General features: G+C 69.1%; 17 protein-coding genes. 6 read left to right on the top strand and 11 right to left on the bottom strand.

The annotated features are described in order from the left end of the window. Positions 1–58: 58 nt before the first annotated feature. A complete protein-coding gene (locus ACFLIT_RS03010) occupies positions 59–1702 on the bottom strand; it encodes a DEAD/DEAH box helicase (RefSeq protein WP_479909684.1) in 1644 nt (547 codons plus the stop codon). Positions 1703–1888: 186 nt separating this feature from the next. Here ACFLIT_RS03010 and ACFLIT_RS03005 point away from each other — a divergent pair, with 186 nt between their 5' ends. The 3 genes from ACFLIT_RS03005 to ACFLIT_RS02995 are packed head-to-tail and all read left to right on the top strand — an operon-like array spanning position 1889 to position 3938. Beyond that, a complete protein-coding gene (locus tag ACFLIT_RS03005) occupies positions 1889–2656 on the top strand; it encodes an SDR family NAD(P)-dependent oxidoreductase (RefSeq protein ID WP_479909683.1) in 768 nt (255 codons plus the stop codon). Between the two features lie 4 nt (positions 2657–2660). Further along, a complete protein-coding gene (locus ACFLIT_RS03000; protein ID WP_479909682.1) occupies positions 2661–3551 on the top strand; it encodes a glycoside hydrolase family 130 protein in 891 nt (296 codons plus the stop codon). Between the two features lie 6 nt (positions 3552–3557). After that, positions 3558–3938 (top strand): hypothetical protein, encoded by a 381-nt coding sequence (locus ACFLIT_RS02995; protein ID WP_479909681.1) that lies wholly within the window; start codon positions 3558–3560, stop codon positions 3936–3938. 3 nt (positions 3939–3941) lie between these two features. Here the strand turns inward: ACFLIT_RS02995 and ACFLIT_RS02990 are convergent, their stop codons facing one another. Then, on the bottom strand, positions 3942–4766 hold the full coding sequence (locus tag ACFLIT_RS02990) for a hypothetical protein (protein WP_479909680.1): 825 nt from the start codon (positions 4764–4766) through the stop codon (positions 3942–3944). A gap of 76 nt (positions 4767–4842) precedes the next feature. Next, a complete protein-coding gene (parE, locus tag ACFLIT_RS02985) occupies positions 4843–6831 on the bottom strand; it encodes a DNA topoisomerase IV subunit B (RefSeq protein WP_479909818.1) in 1989 nt (662 codons plus the stop codon). A 187-nt stretch (positions 6832–7018) separates the two neighbouring features. Here parE and ACFLIT_RS02980 point away from each other — a divergent pair, with 187 nt between their 5' ends. Next, entirely contained in the window at positions 7019–7393 is a 375-nt protein-coding gene (locus tag ACFLIT_RS02980) for a Kazal-type serine protease inhibitor family protein (protein ID WP_479909679.1), read from the top strand. A gap of 24 nt (positions 7394–7417) precedes the next feature. On the opposite strand, the gene ACFLIT_RS02975 is transcribed toward ACFLIT_RS02980, so the two are convergent. From ACFLIT_RS02975 to ACFLIT_RS02950, 6 genes are all read right to left on the bottom strand, one after another. After that, a complete protein-coding gene (locus tag ACFLIT_RS02975) occupies positions 7418–8041 on the bottom strand; it encodes a LysE family translocator (protein WP_479909678.1) in 624 nt (207 codons plus the stop codon). Between the two features lie 227 nt (positions 8042–8268). Continuing rightward, the gene (locus tag ACFLIT_RS02970; protein WP_479909677.1) at positions 8269–8910 is read right to left on the bottom strand and encodes an HAD hydrolase-like protein; all 642 of its coding nucleotides are present in this window, start codon (positions 8908–8910) and stop codon (positions 8269–8271) included. Next, positions 8907–11093 carry a penicillin acylase family protein gene (locus tag ACFLIT_RS02965; RefSeq protein WP_479909676.1) on the bottom strand — a complete coding sequence of 729 codons (2187 nt, stop codon included), beginning with the start codon at positions 11091–11093 and terminating at the stop codon, positions 8907–8909. Before ACFLIT_RS02965 ends, ACFLIT_RS02970 begins: the two co-directional genes overlap by 4 nt. A 97-nt stretch (positions 11094–11190) precedes the next feature. Next, entirely contained in the window at positions 11191–13350 is a 2160-nt protein-coding gene (locus ACFLIT_RS02960) for a prolyl oligopeptidase family serine peptidase (protein WP_479909675.1), read from the bottom strand. A 140-nt stretch (positions 13351–13490) separates the two neighbouring features. Beyond that, complete coding sequence (glnA, locus tag ACFLIT_RS02955; protein WP_479909674.1) at positions 13491–14900, bottom strand: type I glutamate--ammonia ligase; 1410 nt, start codon at positions 14898–14900, stop codon at positions 13491–13493. Between the two features lie 43 nt (positions 14901–14943). Further along, a complete protein-coding gene (locus ACFLIT_RS02950) occupies positions 14944–15282 on the bottom strand; it encodes a P-II family nitrogen regulator (RefSeq protein ID WP_479909673.1) in 339 nt (112 codons plus the stop codon). Positions 15283–15688: 406 nt separating this feature from the next. On the opposite strand from ACFLIT_RS02950, the gene ACFLIT_RS02945 reads away from it, so the two are divergent. Then, positions 15689–17149 carry an NAD(P)H-hydrate dehydratase gene (locus ACFLIT_RS02945; RefSeq protein WP_479909672.1) on the top strand — a complete coding sequence of 487 codons (1461 nt, stop codon included), beginning with the start codon at positions 15689–15691 and terminating at the stop codon, positions 17147–17149. A gap of 19 nt (positions 17150–17168) precedes the next feature. Here the strand turns inward: ACFLIT_RS02945 and ACFLIT_RS02940 are convergent, their stop codons facing one another. Further along, a complete protein-coding gene (locus ACFLIT_RS02940; protein WP_479909671.1) occupies positions 17169–17825 on the bottom strand; it encodes a glutathione S-transferase family protein in 657 nt (218 codons plus the stop codon). A 103-nt stretch (positions 17826–17928) separates the two neighbouring features. On the opposite strand from ACFLIT_RS02940, the gene ACFLIT_RS02935 reads away from it, so the two are divergent. Then, positions 17929–18429 (top strand): winged helix-turn-helix transcriptional regulator, encoded by a 501-nt coding sequence (locus tag ACFLIT_RS02935; protein ID WP_479909670.1) that lies wholly within the window; start codon positions 17929–17931, stop codon positions 18427–18429. On the opposite strand, the gene ACFLIT_RS02930 is transcribed toward ACFLIT_RS02935, so the two are convergent. Continuing rightward, positions 18396–19313 carry a LysR substrate-binding domain-containing protein gene (locus ACFLIT_RS02930; RefSeq protein WP_479909669.1) on the bottom strand — a complete coding sequence of 306 codons (918 nt, stop codon included), beginning with the start codon at positions 19311–19313 and terminating at the stop codon, positions 18396–18398. The genes ACFLIT_RS02935 and ACFLIT_RS02930 overlap by 34 nt on opposite strands. Positions 19314–19329: the final 16 nt, after the last annotated feature.

Here is a 19329-nt window from a genome sequence, read left to right as displayed (position 1 = left end):
GGTTAGGCCGAGGACGCAAACGAGCGGTTAAAGACGAACGCTGTTTTGCGAATTATTCCTAGGCGTCAGAAGGGATTTTCGGCGGCGCGCGCATCAGGAAGGCGGGCGTGTCGCCCCCAAAGCCGAGGACGGCGCGGCCATCGTCATCGTCGCGCGAGCGTCGGCCGTCACCGCGACCTTCGCCGCGATCACGCCGCGGTTCACGTTCCGCACGGGGCTCGCGTTCGGCGCGGTCTTCCCGCGTGAGGTGGGCTTCACGCTCCGGGCGCTCCCGTCGGGCCGGGCGGGCCTCGCGCTCGGCGGCCGGCGCCTCGACCGGCGCGGCCGGAGCCGGAGCCGGAGCCGGAGCCGCGGCCTCGCCGGCGGCGCGGCGCGAGCGCTGACGGCGCGCGGGCTTCTCAGACGCGGCGTCGTCGGCGACCTCGGGAACCGACGGTTCGACCGTCTCGACCGGCTTGGCCTCGGCTTCGCTCCGACGACCGCCGCGTTCCGAACGGCCACGGCCGCCCCGGTCGCCGCGTTCACCGCGCTTCCCGCGATCGCGCGGCGGGCTTTCGCCGACCTGCGACCAGTCGATCTCCAGCGGGAAGTCTTCCGGCGTCTTGCCGATGAGCTTCAGCACCTTGTCCAGGCCTTTGGAGTCGGCCGGGGTGACGATCATGTAGGTGGTGCCGAGGCGGCCGGCGCGGCCGGTGCGACCGATGCGGTGCACATAGTCGTCGGCGTGGTGCGGCACGTCGTAGTTGAAGACGTGGCTGACGGCGGGGATATCGAGGCCGCGCGCGGCGACGTCCGAGGCGACCAGCAGCTTCAGGGCGCCGGAGCGGAAGTCCGACAGGGTCTTCATCCGCAGGCTCTGGTCGAGGTCGCCGTGGATCGGGGCGGCGTCGAAGCCGTGGATCTTCAAAGATTTGGCGACGATATCGACTTCGCTCTTGCGGTTGCAGAACACGATGCCGTTGGCCACGTCGCTCTTCTTGATCAGGTAGCGCAGGGCGGTGCGCTTGGCCTTGGGGTCCGAGGTCGGGACGCGGGCGAGGTACTGGGTGATGGTCTCGGCCGTGGTGGCCGGGCGGCTGACCTCGATGCGGGTCGGCGACTTCAGGAAGGCCGTGGTCAGGCGGGTGATTTCCGGCGGCATGGTCGCCGAGAAGAACAGCGTCTGCTTGCCGGGCGGCGTCAGCTTGAAGATGCGCTCCAGGTCGGGGATGAAGCCCATGTCGAGCATGCGGTCGGCCTCGTCGACGACCATCAGCTGCACGCCGTTGAGCATCAGCTTGCCCCGCTCGAAGAGGTCGAGCAGGCGGCCGGGAGTGGCGATCAGCACGTCGACGCCGCGGTCGAGCTTGCTGATCTGGTCGGCCATCGAGACGCCGCCGATCAGCAGCGCCCAGGAAAGGCGGGTGCCCTTGGCGTATTTGGCGAAGCTTTCGGCGACCTGGTCGGCCAGTTCGCGCGTGGGGGCCAGCACCAGGGCTCGCGGCATGCGCGCCTTGGCCCGGCCCGAGGCCAGTCGGTCGACCATCGGCAGGGTGAAGGCGGCGGTCTTGCCGGTGCCGGTCTGGGCGATGCCGAGCACGTCACGGCCCGCGAGGGCGACCGGAATGGCCTGGGCCTGGATGGGCGTGGCGGTGGTGTAGCCAGTATCGGCGACCGCCTGGAGGGTCGTGGGGCTGAGCCCCAGTTCGGTGAATTCAGTCATGTCCTGCTGTGCAAGGTGCGAGAGTCGGAGCCGCCCGTGCTTGGGCGAGCGGGCGGCGCGGATTCGCCAGACCTGCTCCAGACGGGGCCTAGATAGGCGAAAGCGCTGCAAAGTCAATGAAGACAGAGAGCATCCCATGGCCAAGGTCCCGCGTTGTAAAGCGAGGGCCTGACCTGGATCGTAGACATGAAGCATGAGGTCGTCGCGCTGGTTACGGGCGCGGAATCGGGTATCGGCGCGGCCTGCTTGCAGGCCCTGGCCAGGGAGGGCGCGGCGTTGATCGCGGCGTATCACCGCGATGACCAGACCGCAAAGGCCCACTGCGAAGCGGCGCGAAGCCGCGGCGCCGAGGCGATGGCGGTGGCGATGGACGTCACCGACGAGGCGGCCGTCGAAGCGGCCTTCGCCGCCGCCGAGGCCGCCTACGGCCCGGTCGATCGCCTGGTCAACGCGGCCGGTCTAAACATGAGCGGCGTGCCGGTGGCGGACATGGGCCTGGCGCAGTTCGACCGCATTGTGCGCTCCGACCTCTACGGCCCGTTCCTCACCTGTCGAAGGCTCGTTCGCGGCCTTCCGCCGGGCCGGGGCGCGCGGATCGTCAACATCTCGTCCATCCACGAGCGGGCGCCGCGGCCGGGCGGGGCCGACTATGACGCGGCCAAGGGCGGCCTGTCGCAGCTCACCCGCACCCTGGCCCTGGAGCTCGCGCCGCGGCGCATCGCCGTGAACGGCGTGGCGCCCGGCATGATCCTGACCCCGATGAACGCGCACGCGGTGGCGGACGCCGACTATCGCGCCAGGCTGGAGGCCAATATCCCGTGGGGCCGGGCGGGACGGGCCGACGAGGTGGCCGCGCTCGTCGCCTTCCTGCTGTCCGAAGCCGCCGAATACATCACCGGCGCCACCGTGGTCATCGACGGCGCCCTGTCTCTGACCATCGCCCAGGGAGCCTGAGAGGATGGCGGACTACGTCGTCGAGGCGGTGGAGCCCGTCAGCGTGGAGGCGGACTCCCTGTACGCGGGCTATGACCTGATGAGCCCGTTCGTCTGGCGGGAAGCCGAGCGCTACCGGATGCTGGTGCGGGTCGTCCCGCGCCCGTTCGAACCTGACAGCCCCACGGGCCTGATCTGCCTGGGCGAGTCCGACGACGGCGTGGCGTTCCGCCTCGAGAAGACGCCCGCCATCGCCCCGACCCCCGATTCCGCCGACACGGGCGGTTGCGAGGACCCGACGGTGCTGGTGGGGGCCGGGGGCTACACCGTGTTCTACACCGGCGTCGACCGGGAGCGCAGGCAGGGCGGACTGCTGACCGCCCACGGGCCTTCGCTGAGGCAGTTGGAGAAGGAGCCGCTGGTGCTGAAGGCGCCGCCCGGCGAAGGCAACATCAAGGAGGCGACCCTGGTCCCCACCGCCGGGGGGGAGTGGCGTCTCTTCTACGAATACGCGGCGCAGGACGCCTCGCGCATCGGCATGGCGGAGGGGCCGACGGCCGAGGGGCCCTGGACGGTGACCGACGACCCCTTCACCATCCGCGAGCACAGCTGGGACAACTGGCATCTCTCCACCGGCCCGATCGTGGAGATCGAGGGGCGCGATCCGGTGATGTTCTACAACGGCGCCACGCATGACGCGCGCTGGCGGATCGGCTGGATCAGCTTCGACCGCAGCTTCCGGCGGGTGACGGGACGGGGCGTCGAGCCGATGATCGTGCCCCCGCCGGCGGACGACCGCGCCGCCACCGACATCGCCTTCGCCGCCTCCTGCCTGGTGGAGGACGGCGCGGTCTATCTCTACTTCTCGGTGGAGGACCACGCGCTCAGGCGGGCGAAGATCCGCGCCTATGGATGACCGCGAATGACGCCCCTGATCCTCGCCGCCACCCTTGCCGCCAGCCTTGCCGCCGCCGGGGCCGCCGCGCCGGCGCCCGAGCTTGAGGCGGCCTTCGACAACACCATCCAGTCGACCTATCCCAGCGGCCGCTCGGCGAAGCTGTGGCTGGCGCGGGACGGCTCGTTCACCGCGCGCGGGGCGAAGGGCGCGGCGTCGAGCGGGGTGTGGTCGGTGAAGGACGGCAGGCTCTGCCTGAAGCAGCGAAGACCGTTCCCGGCGCCGGTGATCTACTGCTCGCCGATCCCGGCGGACGCCAAGGTCGGCAGCATATGGGACGCCAGGAGCCTCAAAGGCGAGCCGCTGAAGAACCGGATCGTGGCGGGAAAACCGGAGGCGGCGAGGTAGCGGCTAGCGGCGAGATAAGGGCTTGCTGGGCCCCAGGTCGTCCAGATTGCCGATCTTCTCGATAGTTTTCCCGTCGACCATCCAGACGTTGGCGTCCGGAGTCAGCACGCCGACCGACCGCCCCGTCTGCAGAGCATTGAAGACGTGGGTTTCAAGCGGCGTATCGGCGACCAATTGGCTGACCATCATCGAGGCCGTTTGCCCTTCCTTGTCGAGGGGGATGGTCAGGCAACTGGTGGACATCTGTTCGGCCCGGATGATCCGGGTCCCGTCAGCGCTGACGGTAACCCTGACGTGGCCCCCGAACGGTACGCCGTCTTCTGTCCAGGGCGTGAGGAACCAGACCAGCCATTCGCCGGTGTCGGGATCGCGCAGTTCGACGTGGTTGGGAGGTTTCTCACTGCATCGAGGCCGGTTGACGCTCATGGCCGTGTCCAACGCCCGCACCTGAGCAGCTTCATCCGCTGTCAGCTCGGACTCGGTCGCGACCGCCAAGGTCGGCTTTTCGCTGCCGATGAAGAGGATGTCGTAGACCGGCTTGGGCGCCGAGCGTGAGCCCTTCAGAAATCGGACACGCACGCCGCCCGGCGTCGGCGCGGCGACCCAGCCAAAGAGACCGGTCATGTCCACCTTGGACGCCAGCATCAGGTCGGTGGCATGCCACGCCGCCTGATCTTCAAGGTACATGGCGTGGCCGAGCTTCTGGGTCTTCTCCAGGCTGAAGGTTTGAATCTTGGGGATTTCGGACTTCGGTTGCCGCGCCGACACCGGCGCGCCGGCTAGGGACGCCAGCAGGCCCGCAATCGTGAGCGACCAAAAGAGCTTCATGAGCGTTCCCCCGCCTGACCGATCCTAACCTTAGGAATGGCTCGCGGAGAAGGGGTGCTTAAGTGGCTTGCAACGCCTAGACGTCCAGGTCCGCCGAGGCGAACTCCGCATTCTCCTGGATGAAGCGGAAGCGCAGTTCCGGCTTGCGGCCCATCAGGGTCTCGACGAGGGCTTCGACGGCTTCTTCCGAGCGGGGCAGGGTGACCCGCGCCAGGGTGCGCTTGGAAGGATCCATGGTGGTCTCCTTCAGCTGCGCGGCCATCATTTCGCCGAGGCCCTTGAAGCGGCCGATCTCGGGCTTCTTGCCCTTGAACTCGGTGGCCAGGAGCTCGTCCTTGTGGGCGTCGTCGCGGCCGTAGACCGTCTTGGTCCCATGCGAGATGCGGTAGAGCGGCGGCAGGGCGAGGTAGAGGCGGCCTGCCCGGATCACGTCCGGCATGGTGCGGTAGAAGAAGGTGATCAGCAGGCTGGCGATGTGGGCGCCGTCGACGTCGGCGTCGGTCATGATGACGATGCGCTCGTAGCGCAGGTCCTCTTCCCTGAACTTCGAACCGCCCTGGACGCCGAGCGCCAGCATCAGGTCCGACAGTTCCTTGTTGGCGCCGGTCTTGTCGGTGGAGGCCGAGGCGACGTTGAGGATCTTGCCGCGCAGCGGAAGGATCGCCTGGGTCTTGCGGTCGCGCGCCTGCTTGGCGGAGCCGCCGGCGCTGTCGCCTTCGACGATGAACAGTTCGGCGCCGTCGACGGCCGAGCCCGAGCAGTCGGCGAGCTTGCCGGGCAGGCGCAGTTTCTTGGTGGCCGAGGCGCGGGCGACGTCCTTGTCCTTGCGGCGCTTCAGGCGCTCCTCGGCGCGCTCGACCACGAAGGCGAGCAGCGCGGCGGCGGCCTTGGGCTGGCCGGTGAGCCAGTGATCGAAGGGATCGCGCAAGGCCGCTTCGACCAGGCGCTGGGCGTCGGTCGAGGAGAGCTTTTCCTTGGTCTGGCCCTGGAACTCCGGATTGCGGATGAACACCGAGATCAGGGCGCCGGCCTGGGCGATGACGTCGTCGGCGGTGATCAGGCCGCCGCGCTTCTCGCCGCTGAGTTCGGCGTAGGCCTTCAAGCCGCGCGTGAGCACGGCGCGCAGGCCCGCTTCGTGCGTACCGCCCTCGGGGGTCGGCACGGTGTTGCAGTAGGACTGGATGAAGCTGTCGTGCTCGCCGAAGCCCTGCGGCGTCCAGGTGATCGCCCACTCGACGGCGCCGCCGCCCTCCTGCCGCTCGATGCGGCCGCTGAAGTTGGTGGGCGTGACGGTGGCGAGGCCCTGGGTGCGCTCGGCCAGGAAGTCGGCCAGGCCGTTGGGGAAGTGGAAGGTCGCCTCGGCCGGGGTCTGGTCCTGGATGCGCGAGGGATCGCACTTCCAGACAATCTCGACGCCGCGGAACAGATAGGCCTTGGAACGGGCCATGCGATAGAGCCGCGCCGGCTTGAAGGCGCAGTTCTCGCCGAAGATGATCGGGTCGGGCAGGAAGGTGATCTGGGTGCCCTTCTTGCGGCTCGGACCCAGGCGCTCCAGCGGGCCCAGCGGCTTGCCGCGCGAATAGACCTGGCGGTGCTCGAAGCCGTTCAGCCAGATGGTGACTTCGACCCGCTCCGAGAGGGCGTTGACGACCGAGACGCCGACGCCGTGCAGGCCGCCGGAGGTCTCATAGGCCTTGCCCGAGAACTTCCCGCCCGAGTGCAGCATGGTCATGATGACCTCGAGCGCCGACATCTGCGGATGCTTGGGGTGCGGGTCGATCGGGATGCCGCGGCCGTCGTCCTTGACGGTCAGCGCCCCATCGGCGCCGAGCGAGACCTCGATCTTCTTGGCGTGGCCGGCGACGGCCTCGTCCATCGAGTTGTCGAGCACCTCGGCGAACAGGTGGTGCAGGGCCCGCTCGTCCGTGCCGCCGATGTACATGCCCGGGCGCTTGCGTACCGGCTCCAGGCCTTCGAGGACCTCGATGTCCTTGGCCGAATAGCCGCCGCCTGTCCCAGTCGAGAGCGCGGCCGGCGAGGCCACGGGCTCGCTGTGCTGCGTCATCGGCGCGGCGGGGACGGGGGCGGAGGCGGGGTCGCCGAACAGGTCGGGAAGGGAAGGGGCGGTCTTGCTCATCGGGTGCGGAGTCTAGGCGATTCTGGTCCTCCTATGTCGGTGAACCGTCGCGCTCGGCAAGCGCGGCCGATCGGCCGGCCGATGCGTTATGCTGGGTGCAGCCCGGGAGGACGCCATGATCCGCCGCATCGTCGCCGCCGTCGCCTTCGCCTTCATCGTCGCATCCTGTGGTGCGGCCTCGCCGCCGCCGACCTCGGGGCAAGCGGGACCGCCGCCCCAAGGGCCGCCCATGTCCCGCCCCGTCGCGGAGGAAGGGCAGATGTGCGCCGGCTTCGCGGGCATCCGCTGCGGCGAGGGCCTCTCCTGCCAGATGCAGCCGGGCCAGTGCCGCACGGTGGCCGACGCGGCCGGAACCTGCCGCCGCATGCCGCGGGCCTGCACCCGCGAGTTCCGCCCGGTGTGCGGCTGCGACGGCAAGACCTACGGCAACGCCTGCACCGCCGGGGCCGCGGGGGTGAGCGTGGCGTCGGAAGGGGCATGCGCGGCGTAATCGAGGCCGACTGCAATCCTCGCCTCAGGATGAGGTCGTTAGGAGCCCCGCCAGCTCCAGCACCGTCGGAATCAGCGACAGGGCCAGCAGCAGGCCCATGACGATGTTGAAGGCCCGCAGCGTGCGCGGGTTGTCGAGGAAGCGGCGAAGGATGCGGCCGAACACCGTCCAGGTGAGGATGCACGGCGTCTGGATGACGCCGAACACGGCGACCACGATCGCCAGGTTCAGGAAATAGCCCTCGGTCGGCACGTAGGCGGTGACGGCGCCGATGGCCATGACCCAGCCCTTGGGGTTGGCGGCCTGGAAGGCGAAGGCTTCGATGAAGCGCATCGGCCGGGCGCCCGAGGTCTTGTTCGAGATGCTGTCCGAAAGCGCGATCCGCGCCGCCAAGTAGAGCAGGTAGATCGTGCCGACGACGGTGAGGACCACGTGCAGCACGGGATAGGCCACGAACAGGCTGCCGAGGCCGAGGCCGCATAGGGCCAGCAACGTGAGGAACCCCGCCCACACGCCCAGGATATGCGGCGCGCTGCGACGCACGCCGAAGTTGGCGCCCGAGGCGAGCAGCATGGCGTTGTTCGGCCCCGGGGTGATCGAGGAGGCGAAGGCGAAGAGCGCAAAGGCGCCGAGCAGGGCGGGGGTCATGGTCCGGTCCGGTTGGACCCGCCGCGAGGGGAAACGAAAAACCCCTCCGCGGCGGGAGGGGTTTTCGAAAGTTCAGGTCTCTGTCGCCAGAGCCTAGATCCCCGAAGCCTCCGCAAACGCAGCCATCCGCCAGGCCATGGCCTGACGGGGAGCGGCGATTACGATGGCGATCATCGAAGTCATGGAGCGCTGGTAGCAGGCCAGGCGTCGCCTTGGAAGAGGCGGTCTCAGGCCGAGGTCAACCGGACGCCCAGATCGTCGAAACTGTCCACCACGAGGGCGGCGCCGGCCTGGTTGAGGGCGTCGCGGGTGGCGTAGCCCCAGGTGACGGCGATGGCGTTGGAGCCGGCCTTGCGGGCGGCCTCGACGTCACGCGTCTCGTCGCCGATGCAGGCGACGCGCGTGAGCGGCACGCCCGCCGCCTTGGCCGCGGCCTTGAACTTGGCCGCCTTGCCGAACACGGCCGCCCCGCAGTCGAAGCGCCAGACCCGCGCCGCGTTGGCCGGACCGAGCACCTGGCGCACGGTGTCCTCGCCGTTGGAGCTGACAATGGCGACGGGAATGCCGGCGGCGGTGAGGCGTTCGAACAAGCTGTCGACGCCTTCGAACATCGGGATCTGGCCGGCGGCCTGGGAACTGAGCGAGCGCATGTGCGCGCCGATGGCCGGCAGCCGCCACAGCGGCACGCCCAGATAGGCCATGATCTCGCGGCTGCCCTTGCTGCGGAGCATCTCGATCTCAGCGTGATCGACCCGCTTGAAGTGGAATTTATCGGCGACCGAATTGAAGACGCTGATCACCCACGGCTCGCTGTCGGCGAGCACGCCGTCGAAGTCGAAGATGGCCAGGTCGTAGGGACGAGCGATCATTCCCCTGGGCGATAGGTGCGTTCGATATGTCCGGTCAACTGGTCAGGATGGAAGTAGACGGTCCGAAGGTCGCCCGAAGCGTAGCGTTCGGCCTGGTCGGCGAAGTGTTTCGAGGCCGGATCTCCGCTTTCGCCGCCGGCGCTGACCGCCCGCGCCGAAACCCTCGGGCCGAACTCGACGGCGGCCACGAAGCTGTTTCCGCTGGTCCCATAGTAGCGCTTGGTTCCGTCGTAGCGCCGGGCGCCGAACGAGGCGAGCGAGCCCCACTGGGCCGAGGTGAAGGGCACGGGGGTGCTGGGCTTGGCGTCGTCGAAGGTCTGGACGATCTCGCCGTCATTGCGCTGGTAGCGGTTAATCTCGCCCCAGGGCGTCTTCCAGGATCCGAAGTCCTGGGTCAGGCGGGCGACGGCCTCGTCGAGGGCGGTGAGGCGCTCGGCGGCGGTGGCGCGGTCGGCCATGTAGTCAAGGTTGGAGAGGCCCGCGGCCTTGGCGGCGGGCGCGATCTTGCCGAACAAGGCCTCGCCCCAGAAGACGGCCACGGAGGTCGGGACCGAGTCGGCGGACCAGCGGGCGTTCCAGCCGCGAAGGGCGGCGACGGGCTCGGCCAGCCGGGCGCGCATCGGGTCGGCGGCGGGCAGGGCGTCATAGGCGTCGAACAGGCCGGGCAGGGTGCGGCTGAAGGCGGGCAGGTGGCTGTCGTAGGCCGCGTCGATCAGGCCCTGCAGGGTGAAGCCGGTCTTGCCGTCGAACACCTCCAGGGCGTGCGGGGTGCGGGCGTTCCGGCCCAGGCTGTCGGCATAGCGCGGGAAGGCGTCGCGCCTGGGGCTGGTCGCGCCGGTGGCCCACCAGGGGCCGTCGTTGGAGTTGTAGACCCAGCCGGCGCCGGGGCGGAGGATGCTCGGCGTCCTGGCCAGGGCGTCGTTACCCTTCCAGTCGGTGGCCGGGTCCGAGCCGTCGACGGGCTTGGCGTAGTCGAAGCGATCGTCGCGGGTCGGCATGAACTGCGGCATGAGCAGGGCGATCTCGCCCTTGTCGTTGGCGTAGAGGGTGTCGTTCGAGGAGTTGGCGGCCAGCTCCGAAACCTTGAGGAAGCTCGCCAGGTCGTGGGTCTTGGTGCGGTCGAACGACTGCTGCAGCGCCTCGATGGGCTTGTTCATGATGGCGAAGGCGATCCACTTGTCCCCTTCGGCGCGGATGATGGGTCCATGGTGGGTGTGAAACACCGTGAAGCTGCGGCTGGCCAGGCCGCCGTCGGCGGTGCGGTAGGGGATCGTGATCGTCTGGGTGCGGACTGGCCGCTCCTCGCCGCCGTAGCGGTAGAACAGCCTCTCGCCCCTGCGCACGATGGTCTCGGCGAACTCGTCGGTGGTGTCGGCCGTCGAGGTGGTGTGCATCCAGCCGGAATGGGCGTTGAAGCCCTGGTAGATGAAGAACTGCCCCCAGGTCACCGCGCCATAGGCGTTCAGCCCCTCGTCGCTCTGCATCTGCAGTTCGGAGCGGAAGAAAAACGAGGTGTGCGGATTGATCAGCAGCATGGCGTGGCCGTCGCGCGTCACCTTCGGCGCCAGGGCGGCGCCGTTGGAGCCCTGCGGCTCGCGGAAGGCCAGGGCGTCGTCGGCCGCCGGGTTGTAGGGATCGAGGGCGGCGACCTTCGACCCGCCATAGAAGGCTTGCAGGTCGGCGAGGCTGACGCGGCTGATGTCGCCGCCGATGCTGCCCTCGGTGAACGACAGGGCCATCCAGGGCTCGAAGCGCTTGATCGCCTTGGGCTTTACCGCCGGATGCGTCGCCAGGTACCAGTTCAAACCGTCGGCCCAGGCGTCCATCAACGCCTTCAGGCGCGGCGGGCTCCTGGCGTAGAGCGCCTTCAGCTCGGCCTCGTCGATCCACAGGCGCTGCCGCAGGTCCGACCAGACGGCGCTTTCGCCCTCGGCCTGCGCCAGCCAGCCGAGGTTGGCGGCGTAGTTGATCTCCACGCGATTGAAGTCGTCTTCCGCCTGGGCGTAGACCATGCCGAACACCGCCTGGGCGTCGGTCTTGCCCTTGACGTGGGCGATGCCCCAGTCGTCCCGAGTAATCGAGATCTGATCGGCGATGGCCTTGAGACGAGAGTTTTCCTGCGCCGCCGCGGGGGCCGCCCAGGCCAGCAGCACCGTCGCCATCGCGGCCTGAATCAAACGCATCGCACGCCCATCCCTGTTGAGGTCCGAACTTGCCTTTGGCTGTTCAGGGCGGCCAGCGCCCGAGCCCCTCCCGCCGGTGTCGGCGGCGAACTGCCTGCTACTCCGGCAGCTTGGCCCCCAGCTGATCCATCAGGAAGGTCAGATAGTCCGTCGCCTCGAGAATACGGTCGTCCTGCGAGCTGCCGTGGCCGTGGCCGGAGGTGTCGCTGGTGCGCAGCAGGATCGGGCCGCCGCTGCCGGCGGCCTGCAGGGCGGCGGCGAACTTGCGGCTCTGCAGCGGGTTCACCCGGCCGTCGTTGGCCCCGGTCATCAGCAGCACGGCCGGGTAGGGCGCGCCGGCCGTTACGCGGTGATAGGGCGAATAGGCGTACAGCGCCTTGAACTGCGCCGGGTCCTTAACCGAGCCGAACTCGCTGATGTTGAAGGCCCCGTTGGGATCGAGCTCCGAGCGGATCATGTCGTAGATGCCGACCTGAGCGACCACGGCCCTGGCGAGGTCCGGGTGCTGGGTAAGCGTCGCGCCCATCAGCAGGCCGCCGTTCGAGCCGCCCTGCAGGGCCAGCCTGGACGACGAGGTGTAGCCGGCGCCGATCAGGTGGCGACCGGCGGCGTAGAAATCGTCGAACACGTTCTGCTTGTTGGTGAGGGCGCCGCCCCGATGCCAGGCGTCGCCGTATTCGGCCCCGCCGCGCAGGTTGGCGACGGCGAAGACGCCGCCGGCGTCGAGCCACAGGCGGCGGGCGCCGGGCAGGAACGACGGCGTCATATTGATGCCGTAGCCGCCGTAGCCATAGAGCAGGGCGGGATTGGAGCCGTCGAGCTTCACCCCCTTCTTGCGGATGATGTTGACCGGCACCTTCGTGCCGTCCTTCGAGGTCGCGAACTCGCGCACGACCTCGACGTCGGAATAGTCGATGGGCGAGGTGTCGGCGAGCTTGGTCTCGGCCGCCTGGCCGGTCGCCGCGCTCCAGCGGAGGTGGTGATAGGGCCGCAGGTATTCGCCGACCTCATAGATCAGGTCGCCGTTCGGCAGGGCTTCCATGGCGTCGACCGAGGCGATGGCCGGGGTTGGCAGGGTGCGGGCGTCCGAGCCGTCGAGACGCCAGCTCTTCAGGCTGCTCGGGCCGCCGTCGATGGCGACCGCGAACAGCCGCTGGCCGGTGACGCTGAGCGAGCGTTGGTAGCCGTCGACGACGATGGCCGTCTTGCCCTCGGACACGATGGTCCGGGCCTTGGCGAGGCCGCCCGTGTAAGGCGCGGCCAGCTTCACGATCTTGCCGTTGGGCGCGTTCAGGTGGCTGACGCCGTAGATCGCCCCGTCGGCCCCGAGGGCGGCGGTGACCACCTTGTCGGCGTACTCGCCCACCTTCCGCGCCGGGGCGCCCGGCGTCAGCAGCCAGTGCCGCCACTCGCCGCCGTCGCCCAGCTGCACCGAGGCGAGGGCGGCGTCGGTTGCGTTGCGGTTGTCGAGGAAGATTTCGGCGGTGCGCGGCAAGCCGTCCGTGGCGGCCAGCACCAGCGGGTCGGCCTTCCAGTCGCTTCCGAGCTTGTGGAAGTAGGCCCGCTGGAAGAAGTGTCGGTCGGCCTCGGGCGCGGTCTCGTCGGGGTAGCGGGTGTACCAGAAGCCGTCGCCGGCCTTGGTCCACGCCAGGGAGCCGCCGCCGGTGGGGTATTGCACGCGAGGGATCACCGGCTCGATCTCGCGGCCGGTGGCGACGTCGAACACGTGCAGGCTGCCGTCCTCGCTGCCGCCCAGCGACATCGAGACGGCGACCTTCGAGCCGTCGGGCGAGGGCTCGAACCAGTCGATGGCCAGCAGGCCCTGGGTGTTCAGCGCATTGGGATTGACCACCACCTGGCGGCCGGCGGGATCGGCGTCGAGGCCCATGGCGATCAACTGCGCCTGCTGGAAGGCCGGGTCGTTGTAGAGGGCGAACAGGCGCGAGCGGCTGGCGCGCAGACCGTAGGTCGAAGGCGCGGCGGCCTTCATCAAGGCGCTGATGCGGGCCTGCACGGCGGCTCGGCCGGGGATGGCGTCGAGATAGGCGCGGGTGCGGGCGTTCTGCGCGTCGCTCCAGGCCTTCACCGCCGGATCCTCGGCGTCCTCCAGCCAGCGGTACGGGTCGGCGACGCTGACGCCCTGGATCACATCGGCGGCCGGAACCGCGCGGGTCGGCGGCGGCGGGGCCGCAGGGGTGGCGGCGTGCGCCAGAACGGCCGTTGCGGCCAGACCGACCCCGCCGAGAATTCGAAACATGCAATGCGTCTCCGACTATCGCCGGATATGTAGCATGAGCTTGCGCGGGCGACAGAGGAAACGCACCGCCGGCCGCCGCCAAGGAAAAAGGCCGCCGGATCGCTCCGGCGGCCTCGTTCCTTCGTCCTAAGCTTTGCGGCTTAGCACTTGTAGTACATGTCGAATTCGACCGGGTGCGGGTGCAGTTGCAGGCGCATCACCTCTTCCATCTTCAGCTCGATGTAGCTGTCGATGAAGTCGTCATCCATGACGCCGCCGGCCTTGAGGAAGGCGCGGTCCTTGTCGAGGGCTTCGAGGGCTTCGCGCAGCGAACCGCAGACTTCCGGCACCTTCTTCTGCTCGCGCGGGGGCAGGTCGTAGAGGTTCTTGTCGGCCGGACCGCCCGGATCGATCTTGTTGATGATGCCGTCGATGCCGGCCATCAGCAGGGCGGTGAAGGTCAGGTAGGGGTTGCCCATGGGGTCGGGGAAGCGGGCTTCCAGACGCTTGGCCTTCGGGCTGTCGACGTGCGGGATGCGGATCGAGGCCGAGCGGTTGCGGGCCGAATAGGCCAGCTTCACCGGGGCTTCGTAGCCTGGCACGAGGCGCTTGTAGCTGTTGGTGGTCGAGTTCGAGAAGGCGTTGATGGCCTTGGCGTGCTTGATGATGCCGCCGATGTACCACAGGCACATGTCCGACAGGCCGGCGTACTTGTCGCCGGCGAACAGCGGCTTGCCGTCGCCCCAGATCGACTGGTGCACGTGCATGCCCGAGCCGTTGTCGGCGAACATCGGCTTGGCCATGAAGGTGGCCGTCTTGCCGTAGGCCGCCGCCACGTTGTGGATGACGTACTTATACATCTGCAGGCGGTCGGCCATGACGATCATGGTGTCGAACTTCAGGCCGAGTTCGTGCTGGGCCGGCGCCACCTCGTGGTGGTGCTTTTCCGGCTTCATGCCGAGTTCGCCCATGACGGCGAGCATTTCACCGCGCAGGTCCTGAGCGCTGTCGACCGGGTTGACCGGGAAGTAGCCGCCCTTCGGACCCGGACGGTGGCCCATGTTGCCTTCAGGATAGTCCTTGGCGCCGTTGATCGGCAGTTCGGTGGAGTCGTACGAATAGCCGGTGTTGTGCGGCTGGGTGGACCACTTCACGTCGTCGAAGATGAAGAACTCGGCTTCCGGGCCGAAGTAGACGGTGTCGCCGATGCCCGTCGACTTGACGAAGTTGAGGGCCGCCTTGGCCATCGAGCGCGGGTCGCGGTTGTAGGGCGTGCCCGAGTCCGGGTTCACGATATCGCAGTGCAGGCACAGCGTGGTCTGTTGGTAGAAGGGGTCGATGTAGGCGCTGTCCAGGTCCGGACGCAGCTTCATGTCGCTTTCGTTGATGGCCTTCCAGCCGGCGATCGACGAGCCGTCGAACATGGTGCCGTCGGTCAGGAACTCGTCGTCGACCAGGTCGATGTCGAAGGTCACGTGCTGCAGCTTGCCGCGCACGTCGGTGAAGCGGACGTCGACGTACTTGACGTCCTTTTCCTTGATCAGAGCCTGGATGTCTTTAGCGGTGGCCATTGGATTTATCCCCTTATCGCCTTAAGTCGTTGAACGCGCTGGCCTAGATGGCCGACGCGCCGCTTTCCCCCGTGCGGATGCGGATCACCTCGGTGATCTCCGACACGAAAACCTTGCCGTCGCCGATGCGGCCCGTGCGGGCGGCCTGGCTGATGGCTTCGATGGCGCCGGCGAGCTGATCGTCGGCCACCACCACTTCGATTTTGATCTTGGGCAGGAAGTCCACGACGTACTCGGCGCCGCGGTAGAGTTCCGTCTGCCCCTTCTGACGGCCGTAGCCCTTGGCCTCCAGCACTGTCATGCCCTGAACGCCCAGTTCCTGCAGGGCTTCCTTCACCTCGTCGAGCTTGAACGGCTTGATGACCGCTTCGATCTTTTTCATGCCTGGATCAGATCCTCGGGAGGCGTTCGAACAACCGCGCGACGAGCCTGTCGCGGCGCGGTCGCGGGGGAAGGAGCACGCCCCCGCGCGGCGGGACAAGTCGCACAACGGATCGGGGTCTGCCAATGCCTCGCTTTCGTGGCTGGCGCCTTAAAATTGAGCACTCGTCGCCCAAAAAGCGCGCAAATCGACAAAGTGGCCGATTTGCCCCCGACGCGGTGGGCAAATCGACGGCCCAGCGCGGCCTCGCGCATGGCCGGCGTCAGTTCCGGCGACGGAATCACGAAAACGGCGGGATTTCGGCGAAGGGCCGGATTCGGCCCCGACGGCTTCGGGCGGCGAGCTGCTGACTTTTGCGGCGGCGCAAGGACGTGACGGCGCGCGGCGGGTTTGCGACAAATCCCACATGCCGCTCGCCATCCTCACCGCCGCCGAAACGATCGCCGCCGAGCAGCGGGCGATCGCGGCTGGAACGGCGGCGACGGAGTTGATGGAGCGGGCGGGCGCGGCCGCCGCCGAGGCGGTGCGGGCGCGCTGGTCGCGCCGGCCGTGCGTGGTCTGGTGCGGGCCGGGCAACAACGGCGGCGACGGCTATGTGATCGCACGGCATCTGAGGCGGCGCGGCTGGCCGGTTCGGGTCGAGGCCCTGGCGCCGCCCTCGACGCCCGAGGCGCGCTGGGCGGCGGGGCGCTGGCGCGGCGAGGTCCATCCGCTGAACCCCGGGCTGACGCCGGCCTCGCTCTATATCGACGCCCTCTTCGGAACCGGGCTTTCCCGTCCGCTGGAGGGCGCGGCCGCCGAACTGGCCGTGGCGATGGCCGGGCAGGGCTCGCGGATCGTCGCGGTCGACACGCCGAGCGGGCTGTCGGCCGACACCGGGGCGCCGGTGCGCGGCGGCTTGGCGATGAGCGCCGCCCTGACGGTCACCTTCCACAGTCGCAAATTGGCCCATGTGCTGGCGCGGGGCCGAGCGGCCTGCGGCGAGGTGGTGGTCGCCGACATCGGCTTGCCGCCCTCGGAGGGCGAGGTCCAGCTCTGGTGCAACCGACCGGCGCTGTGGGGCCACGCCATGCCCTGGCCCAAGACCGACGCCCACAAGCATCGGCGCGGTCGCCTCGTGGTGGTCAGCGGCGGGCCGTGGACCACGGGGGCGGCGCGGCTTTCGGCGCGCGCGGGACTGCGCATCGGGGCGGGGGTCGTCACCCTGCTGTCGCCGCCGGACGCCCTGGCGGTCAACGCCGCCCATCTGGAGGCGGTGATGTTGCGGCCGATCGGGGACGACGCGGCCCTGAGCGCCGCGGCCGAACGCGCCGACGCCGCGGTCATCGGTCCCGCCGCCGGGGTGGGGGAGGCGACCCGCAATCGCCTGCTGGCCCTGGCGCGGACCGGCGCGGCCCTGGTGGTCGACGCCGACGTCTTCACCAGTTTCCAGGCCGAGCCCGAGACCCTGTTCGCCGCGCTCGATCGCGACGATGTGCTGACGCCGCACGAGGGCGAGTTCGAACGCGTCTTCCCCGGCCTGCTGGCGAGCGCGCCCGAGCGGATCACCGCCGCGCGTCAGGCCGCCAGGGCGGCCGAGGTGACGGTGCTGCTGAAAGGGCCGGACACGGTGGTCGCCGCGCCGGACGGCCGCGCGGCCGTATCGTTGAACGGCTCGCCCTGGCTGGCGACGGCCGGCTCAGGCGACGTGCTGGCCGGCTTTATCGCCGGGCTGATCGCCCAGGGGATGCCGAGCTTCGAGGCCGCCTGCGCGGCGGCCTGGATCCATGCCGAAGCGGCCGCCGGCTTTGGGCCGGGCCTGATCGCGGAGGACCTGCCGGACTTGGCGCCGGCGGTGCTGAGGCGGCTGCATGATGACCGAGCGTGAAATCCTCGCGACACGCGGCCTAATCCCGATCCGGCGCGCCGAGCGGGAAATACGACCGGAAGGGGCGGCCTTCCTCGACGCAGCGGTCGAAGGAGGGGCGGGCCAGCAGGCGGCGGCGGTAGGCGTGGACGTTGGCGAATTCCTCGGGGATCGCGTGGGTCCAGTCGGCGTAGAACAGGGCCGGGGCCGCTGCGCAGTCGGCCAGGCTGAAGGAGCCGCCCGACGCCCACTTGCGATAGGCCATCACCTCGTCGAGCCAGGCGTATGAGGTCTCCAGCATCTTGCGGGCTTCCGCGTTGCCGTATGGGTCGCGGTCGGCCTCGGGGCGCAGAGAATTGAACACGATCCGCTGCTGCGGGCTGTTTACGTAGTTGTCGAAAAACCGGTCCATCATGCGGGCTTCGATCGCCTCGTCGGCGTCCTCGGGGATCAGCTTCACCGGCCCCGGGTGATGCACGGCGAGGTGCTCGATGATGATGCTGGCCTCGAGGATGGTGCGCCCTTCGTCGACCAGGATCGGAAAGCGCTTGATCGGCCAGAGCTTGGCGAACCGCTCGCCGATCTCCGGATCGGGCCCGAGCACCCGGTACTCGAACGGGATCTCGTTCTCATAGAACGCGATCAACGCCTTCTGACAGTAGGACGAGAAAGGGTGGGCGAAGAGTTCCAGGGCCATCCGAACGTCTCCATCTGATTGCACAGCGCAAGCAGTTGTGGAATAACTCGGGTGTCGGCTGGCGGCAAGGCCGCGCCCGGCGAAAGCGGCGTTTGGGAAGAGCATGGCGTTGGAGAGCGAGTTCCGTTCCGGCTGTCCGATCAATCTGACGCTGGAAATGCTGGGCGACCGCTGGAGCCTGCTGGTCATCCGCGACCTGATGTTCGGCAATCGCCGGCGCTATCGCGAACTGCTGACCCAGTCCGAGGAAGGCATCGCCTCCAACATTCTGGCCGATCGCCTGAAGCGGCTGGTCGCCGGCGGCCTTCTGAGCCGCGCGCGGGACCCGTCGCATCGCCAGGGCGTGATCTACAGCCTGACCGAGCCTTCGATCCGGCTCGTGCCGCTGCTGGCGCACATGGGCGCCTGGGGGCGACGGCACACCGTGGCCGCGCCCGAGCTGGCGATCCGCGCCCAGCTGCTGGAGGAGGGCGGCCCGCCGCTGTGGGAGGCCTTCATGGCCGAGCTGCGTCACATCCACATGGGCGCGCCCAAGCCCGAGCGCTCGGTCTTCGCCGAGCTGACCGAGGCTTACCGCGCGGCGGTGGCGGCGAAGACGGCCTGAGGCGGCGGCGGGGCGGGGCTGGCCGCGCCCTCCTGCCGCAGCCAGGCGCCGAAGGCCTCGGCTATCGGATTGTCGCCCAGGCGGGGGCGTAGATAGACGTATCGCGCCGGCACGGGCTCGAACCCGAGGGGCGCGACGAGGCGGCCGCGCTCGATATCGTGACAGACGAAGGCCCAGGGCGCGGCGGCGACGCCCAGCCCCGCGGCGGCGGCCTCGATCATGTAGGTGTTATGCTCGAAGCCGCGCTCCAGCGAGGCGGGCGGCAGATCGACGCCCGCGCGGGCGGCCCATTCGCTGAAGGCCTGGGGGAAGGTCTCGCTATAGAGGCGGGGCAGGGCGAGCGCCCGCCTGGGATCGTCGCCGATCTCCGCCAGCAGGGCGGGCGACAGCACCGGGCCGTGAGCGTGATCCATGAATGGCACGACGCGGTAAGGCGTGCGCTCGCCCGTGTCGATGCGGATGGCCGCGTCGATCCCCCGGCTGAAGTCGACGGGGCCGTGATCCTCGACGATCCGCACCCGGCGGCCGGGATGGCGCTCCAGAAAGCCCGGCAGGCGGGGGATAAGCCACTTCATCGCCAGGGTGCCGAAGCACGAGATGACCAGTTCCTCGGCCGGTCCGGCGCCGGGCAGGGCGCCGGCGATCAGGTCGAAGGCCGTCGACAGGCCCGATGCGAGTTGGCGGCCGGCCTCGGTGAGGTGAAGGGCGTGGCGCGGCCCGGCGACCAGGGCGACCCCGAGGCAGTCCTCCAGACCGCGCACCTGGCGGCTGACCGCGCCGTGGGTGACCAGCAGCTCCTCGGCCGCCAGGGTCATGGAGCCGTGCCGCGCGAAGGCCTCGAAGGCGCGCAGGGCGGCGAGGGGCGGCAGGGCGCGGCGTGGCATGTGATCTCACCTCACA

Source organism: Caulobacter sp. HJHS_5, assembly GCF_056683955.1.
This window is presented reverse-complemented; position numbering and strand designations above follow the sequence as displayed.